This is a genomic window from Aeromonas sp. JL9, from assembly GCF_024436075.1.
GTDB classification, from domain to species: domain Bacteria; phylum Pseudomonadota; class Gammaproteobacteria; order Enterobacterales; family Aeromonadaceae; genus Aeromonas; species Aeromonas veronii.
In genome coordinates this window covers 1-6,700 of sequence record NZ_JANFNV010000044.1, presented here as the reverse complement: position 1 = coordinate 6,700, position 6,700 = coordinate 1, and the positions used below count along the sequence as shown (strand labels likewise).

The window sequence follows — 6,700 nt, the reverse complement described above, 5'->3', positions numbered from 1 at the left end:
GGCCTGGACCTCGGGCTTGCTGTTGTCGAGCTGGTAGCTCCACTGGCCGTTTTCGTCGAGGCTGAATTGCCCATAGGTGCCGGCCGTGCCGGTCTGGGCCACGAAGTGGGCCTCGCCGTCGTCGGCATCGCTGATGCTGAGTTGGCCGGTGCTGAGCTGACCTGAGTCTTCCGTCGTCGCCCCGCTGCTGACCCCGCTGATGGTCGCGCCGTCGTTCGTGCCGGTGAGCGTGATCGTGAGGTTGGCGGTGCTGGTCGCCCCGGCACTGTCGGTGACGGTGACCGGGATCACGAGATCCAGCGTCTGGCCGGCGGTCAGGTGATGGTAGGCGGCATTGCTCGGATCGAAGCTGTAGCTGCCGTCGGCGTTCAGCGTGAAGCCGGCGACCGGCTGCGCCAGGCTGAAGGTCTGGCTGTCGCCCTGGTCGATGTCCGTGGCCACCATCTGGCCACTAAGTTTGGCGCCATCCTCAGTGACAGCCTGACTTTGTGCTTGCAGCACGGGCGCGTCGTTGGTGCCGGTCAACGTCACCGTCACGGTGTGCTGGGTGCCATCGGCAGCCTGCACGGAGAAGGAATCGGTCAGGATGGCGCCGGCCTTGAGCTGCTGGATGGCGGCCTGACTGCTGTCGGCGCTGTAGGTCCAGTAGCCGGCATCGTCGAGGCTGAAGTGGCCGTAGCTGCCGGCGGCGCTGGTCTGCACGATGAAGTGGGACTGGCTGGCGTCGGGGTCGGTGATCGTGAGCTGGCCGCTGGTGCTGAGGGTGGCCGTCTGGTCTTCAGTGACGCGGCCAGTATTGACCCCGCCGATCACCGCGCCATCATCCTTGCCGGCCAGTACTTGCGGTGACAGCGTGCGGGATATGGCTGACGGGATATCCCCTGGTGGCTGACTGTCAGTTGCATCAGCTTGCCAGGATAGTGGGGATACCTCGGCGGTTTTGGGGTCAGCCGACACTGAACCGTAAAATACGGTTGTGTCATGACCCGATACCAGCGGTTGGTCTACCAGCCGCCCTGCAGTGTGGCTAAATTCAGATGAGTGTGGAACAGGATGATGCGTTTGTGACTCGAGGGCATTCTTCAGGTCCGGGACAGGGAGCATAGATTCTGACTGACGCTCGTCGATGAAATGGGAAGAGAGATGACTTGGCTCCAGCCCTGTTGTTTGTAATGGTTGTTCTGCACTGACCGGCACCTCGTTAAGGGCACTCTCCCAACCGATAATGCTTTCATCGCCAGTGTGGACTTCACCTCCACCCAGCTGATGCTCCCGAGGTTTCATCTGTGCCGCTTTCTGTTTCGGGGTCAACTCGTGTGGCTGGGGTTTCTTGGCCATAAAAATGCCTCACTCTTTAGCTGTCAGAGTCCAGAATCAACGCTCATGGAATGCCGTGTCAGAGGCCAGAAATAGGGGTTTTAGCAAAAACTGCATGACCGATTTGCTACCTGTCGCAATATCGGCTTCCCCCGTCATTCCCGCAATCACGGTATGTTCAGGGCTTTTTACATAAGGATTAGCCAACGAAATCTGCACCTTGTAATAGGGCATTCCGTTCTCTTTAAGTTTACTGGACGTTGGAGCAACACGATTTACAGTCCCCTCGATAAAACCAAAACGGGCAGAATCGAAGCTATCTATCTTGACCATGGTCCTCTGCCCCACTTTTACAAAACCGATATCTTTAGGAAGCACCATGGCCTCCATGATCACCGATTGACCTACAGGTACGATCTCGGCAACGCTTCCTCCTGCAGCCACCACAGCACCGATACGAGTTTCAGGCAGATCAATCACCACACCATCGACCGGCGACTCAAGCACGATAAAGTCTTTACGCTCTTCCAATGCTTGCTTGTCACTTTGTGCTTCACGATATGCTTCGGTGACTTTGCCCAACTCGGCACTCACCTGTTGGCTGAATTCTGATTCCAGTTTGTCGAGTTCAGATGCCAGTGTGTTGATCTGATCCTTGATGCTCTGTTGCTGCGACTGTGCCTGACTGAGTCGCTCCTGAACCGAGGTGAACTGCAATCTGGCATCGCTGAGAGAGAGCTTGTTCATGATCCCTCTGCGTACCCCTTCCTCTACCCGGGCCAACCGATCTTTGGTTTCTTGCAACTCTTTCTTCAGCAAAGCAATCCCACGATCCCCCCCTTGTAACAGGGAGGACTGTTGCGCCATCTCGCCTTTCTTGGCCGAAATGGCCGCATTATGCATCTGCAGCTGCGCCTGATAGTTGAGCAGTGCCTGTTCCGTCAACATTGGATAAGCCTCGGCAAAGGAGGAAAAATCAGGAGCCCTTTTATCAAGGATCGCTTTGAGCCGTTCGCGATCCAGTGACAGGGCATTAAGTTTGATATCGACCTGCTGTGCATCCTTGACCAGATTGGTCGCGGCAAACTCGACGATGGGTTGCCCGGCTTTAACCTGTTCCCCCTCATGCACCAGCAACTTGACGATCCGCCCCCCCTCCTCGCTCTGGAGACTCTGTACATGTTCACTGGGCTGGATTTCGCCTCGAGCTCTGGCCAGTTCATCCACCGGAGTGACGATGGCCCAGCCGATAAAAATGACCAGCAACAACACAATCCCCAGCAGGGTTCGCCGCATCAGGCGAGTTTGCCGCCCCTGATCCAGCAGGGTGGTAATGAACTGTGCCTTGCGCTCATCCCGAGCGATGAGGTCGATAATTGCAGGTTCCAGTTTGTTCACACTGTTCTCTCCCTGAGTACTATGCGGTCGGTTGATTGACCGGCCCAAAATGGAGCGCAGCCCCTTGGTCCAGCAGCAATATCTTGTCGCAACGCTGGATAAGGTCGGGTCTGTGGGTAGCAATGACGATGGTGCAATGGCTTTTGAGCGTGGCCATCAGTTGCACAAAATGATCATCCAGCTGTGGATCTCTATCCCCCAGGGGATCATCGAGCAACAGCAGGGAGGGGTGACCGATGATGGCTGCCGCCATCCTGACGATATAACGCATACGTATGGCAGAGTGATCTTCTCGCCAGAGCGACAGCTGCAACCCCATGGCACTGTCAGCATCAGAAGCAGCGAAATGTCGCCACCACAGCGGGCCGGCTACACGGGTCAAAACGTCATCAATCTCGGTATCGTCCGCATCCGGTTTGCGCAGCGCAACAGCGTCACGCAAGGAGAGGGAAAGGCCTCTGGCTTGCTGGGGCAGATAGCCAAGCCAGCTGCGATAATCATCGGGATCGAATTGCCGTATATCGTGTTTACCCACCAGCACCCGACCATTATGTGGTTGACGGATCCCGGCCAACAACTCCAGCAACGTCGACTTGCCTGCGCCATTGGGCCCGACAACAGCCAGACACTCACCCGGTTCAAGCGCAAAACTGACCCCGTTGAGTGAGGGTTCCCGATCCGGGGCATGACGATAGTAGAGCCGGTCACTTTCAACGTGCGCTAACAGAGTGCTCACAGGTGTAACCAGCTTGGGGTTGGCCGCTTCACCGACACACGATAACAGTTGATCCAGCTGCTGCGTTGCGTCCATCAACTGGCGCAACCGGATTTGGTTGGCAAACATCTGCTGGGCGGGCGTCGTCACCCGCCAAATCAGCATCATGGTGGCAATCAACCCGCCAGAGGTCATCTGTTGATCTAGCACCAATGCAACACCAGTTCCCATGGTGGCCAGCACCGTCAGCATCGCCAATGCCTGCCCGACGGTCTGGGTCAAGGCATTCACATTGGCATGATTCATATTCGCCACACTACTCTGTCCCATCAGCGCCGTCAGGCGTTGTAACCATTCCCCCGACCGGTCAACCCCTTTGAGTGCGCGCAATCGGGTAATCAGAATCACCAGCATGTCATTGAATTTACGGGTGGCGCGCCCCGCTTCGTTGGCTCTGATCTGAACCAGCCTGGACAAGGGCAAAGAGATAGCAGCAAACAACAAGAGCCCCAGGCAAGGCACCAGCACAATCCAGCCGCCCAACAGGCCGATGACCACCAGAAAAATCAACACGAAGGGATAATCCGCACTCACTACCCCAGATGAACCACCGAACCACTGCCGAACCCCTTCAACCGAGCGCAAGCGTCCAAGATTGCTATCTACCCCCACTCTGGAGGCGACCTCCAGCGGTAATCCCAGGGTCTTTCGCATCGCCAGTTCACTGATCTGACTGCCGGCCCAAGCGGTCATTCTTGCCAGCAGCCGACTGCGCGCCATCCGTAAATACCAGGCCCCCGCGATGGCGATCACGACACCGCTGGTCATCCCCCACAGGGTGAGTGTCGCCCCACTCGGAATAATGTTGTTGTAGACCATCATGGTGAAGAGCGAAATGGCCAGCGTCAGCAAGTTGATCACCAGACTCACCAGCAGCACGCCCCCCACTTCGCGCCGAGCGCGAAAGAAAAGACGCCTTAACCAACCAGGCTGAGGTGCATCGACCGGGACGAAGCCACTGTTGCTTTCTATCACCAGCAACGACTCCGCCATTGGCGCATTGTCGACCGAAATCTCATGACCATCATGCCAGTGCAGATGACCATCTACCTGACCAAGAAAAATGCGCGCACTTGACCGTTCAAGCAACACCGCACCAATAGGCAGCGAAGTAGCCTGATGATCGACTCGCCATTGCCGCCAGTTGTGCTCGCTAACTTTGAACCCCTGAGCCTTCAACAGATGAATGAACTCTGCCACCCCGACAGGATTATCAGGTGCGGGCAGATCATGAAGCAGGGTTCTAGCTGCACCAAACCAGCCAAGGGCGACCAACAGCGGTGCCAAGATCCCGGCCAGGGGCGAAGCCGCCAAACGCTGTTCGCCGAGCACCCGATTAATCAGCGCGATCCGCTGTTTCTCATTGGTAAACACGGACTGCCTACCGATAATGGCGTCTGATGATTCACTCATAAGTGGCGCTCCCCCTTTCCGCAGATCAGAACAGCACGCTGGCAAGCCGACACCAACGGCTCTTTATATGTGGCAATCAGCACTGTTGTGTTGCCCTGCAGAGAAGTCAGTATCGTGGCCAACCGTTTCTGCCCATCCAGATCAAGTCCGGTAGCCGCATGATCCAGTAACAAGATCCCGGGTTTGCGTACCAGTGCCCGGATCAAGGCAATACGTTGGTACAGCCCCTCATCCAGATGCTCCGCCGTGCCGGGCCCGACTTCGGTCAAGATCCCGCTGCGCAGACGCCCCAACATGGTATCCAGCCCTAGTTGCTCACACAGTGGACCAACCGCCGCATTGAATCTCGCATCATAGAGAGTCAAGTTATCGAGAATGGAGCCCGGCACCAAAGCCAAATGACGGGTCACCAGTATCACATGAGCGCCATAAGCCTGTTGCGAAAATCCAGCGATCGGATGCCCTTGGACCGTCACAGAGATGGCGGGATCATGAACCATCCCCGCCACACACGCCAACAGATGAGAGGTAAGCGCGGGATCCCCGGTCGCCAGATGTACAACTTCTCCAGGCTGGATCACCAGAGGCTCGGCTAGCAAATCCGGCGCTTCAACCACCAGCGCCCCCTCGGGAATATATGCTTCCCCATCAACACTGCGGCGCACGTTCGATGGCAGTGTGAGCAACTCACTCAGCCGCTGCTGCACGGCGGCCATCCGCTGTAGTTGCGCCCAATATCCGAGAGTGGCCATGGCTGGTCCAATCGAGCGGCCAGCCAACATAGTGCATGCCGCCAGCGCCCCTGTGGTCAACTCTCCCCGGATCACGGAGACAGCCCCCAAAGAGACTACCAACACGGTGGCTAGCTGCCCGAAAGAGAGTGCATTTTCCCTCACCCACCCCAGATGGGTTTCCAACTCGGATTGCATTGCCATCACATCTGCATTGCGCCGTTGCCATGCAGCCGCAGCCACCCCTTCCGAACCACTGCCTTTGAGATAATTGAGTGCACTAAAGAGTGACCATGCTTGATCATTACGCACAACCTCCCTGTCACTACAGCCCTTACCCACCCGCGCAAGAGGCTCATTAAGGTACCAAGCCAGCAACACAGCCAGAATGAACAATCCTGCAGGGATAAGTGCGAGCCATAACCCACCAACGTAGGCAATCAGTGCCAGATAAATCAGTACGAAAGGCAATTCATAAAGTGCCACTCCAGCCTGACCGGACCAAAAGTCTCGCAATTGACCAATGGCACGAAACGCCTCGAGCCAGACAGCGCTGCCGCGCACCTCAACAGCCTGCACATCGGCTTGATAAAACCGCTCGATGGCCCGAGCGATCAGTTGTGCTTCATAATGCGCACCTAGCCCGGCAAACAGCACCTGACGGCCATAGCGCAATACCGATTCGAGCAAAATAGCAACGCCAACGCCGAGCACCAGAAACAGCGCCGTTCCGTAGGCTTGAGCAGGCAAGATACGGTCGTAAATCTGTAACAGGGCCAATGGCAGCGCAAGCGCCAACAAGTGCATGGCCAAAGAGGCCATAAAAAGGAGGGGGCTATGTTCAATCTTCAATAGCAGAGACGAGCGCATCCATTTACTCCCACGCCTATTGAACTATCTACATTGTGAAGGTCATCTATTAATACATCTCGCAACCTCATGCACACAAGACGATAACAAGATGAATGGTGAATAAATTCAATACGATCATGTATGGAGATGGTATTCACCTGACAGTTGCCCACAAAAGGGAGTGGTCATACGGCTTCAAACCGGATAACAAAAC

4 protein-coding genes are annotated in these 6,700 nt (G+C 56.2%); all 4 read right to left on the bottom strand.

Features of this window, described 5'->3' with window-relative positions:
• The coding region (locus NOM06_RS19750; RefSeq protein ID WP_255912879.1) for a VCBS domain-containing protein at nt 1-1,338 on the bottom strand (1,338 nt) is incomplete at its 3' end.
• Nucleotides 1,339-1,374: 36 nt separating this feature from the next.
• A complete protein-coding gene (locus NOM06_RS19745; protein WP_255912878.1) occupies nt 1,375-2,715 on the bottom strand; it encodes an HlyD family type I secretion periplasmic adaptor subunit in 1,341 nt (446 codons plus the stop codon).
• Between the two features lie 19 nt (nt 2,716-2,734).
• The gene (locus NOM06_RS19740) at nt 2,735-4,903 is read right to left on the bottom strand and encodes an ATP-binding cassette domain-containing protein (RefSeq protein WP_255912876.1); all 2,169 of its coding nucleotides are present in this window, start codon (nt 4,901-4,903) and stop codon (nt 2,735-2,737) included.
• Nucleotides 4,900-6,504 (bottom strand): ABC transporter transmembrane domain-containing protein, encoded by a 1,605-nt coding sequence (locus NOM06_RS19735; protein ID WP_255912874.1) that lies wholly within the window; start codon nt 6,502-6,504, stop codon nt 4,900-4,902. The genes NOM06_RS19740 and NOM06_RS19735 overlap by 4 nt, the downstream gene beginning before the upstream one ends.
• Between the last annotated feature and the right edge of the window lie 196 nt (nt 6,505-6,700).

Coding starts and splice junctions, on each gene's coding strand:
- NOM06_RS19740 (WP_255912876.1), bottom strand. CDS start 4,903: ATGAGTGAATCATCAGACGCCATTATCGGTAGGCAGTCCGTGTTTACC.
- NOM06_RS19735 (WP_255912874.1), bottom strand. CDS start 6,504: ATGCGCTCGTCTCTGCTATTGAAGATTGAACATAGCCCCCTCCTTTTT.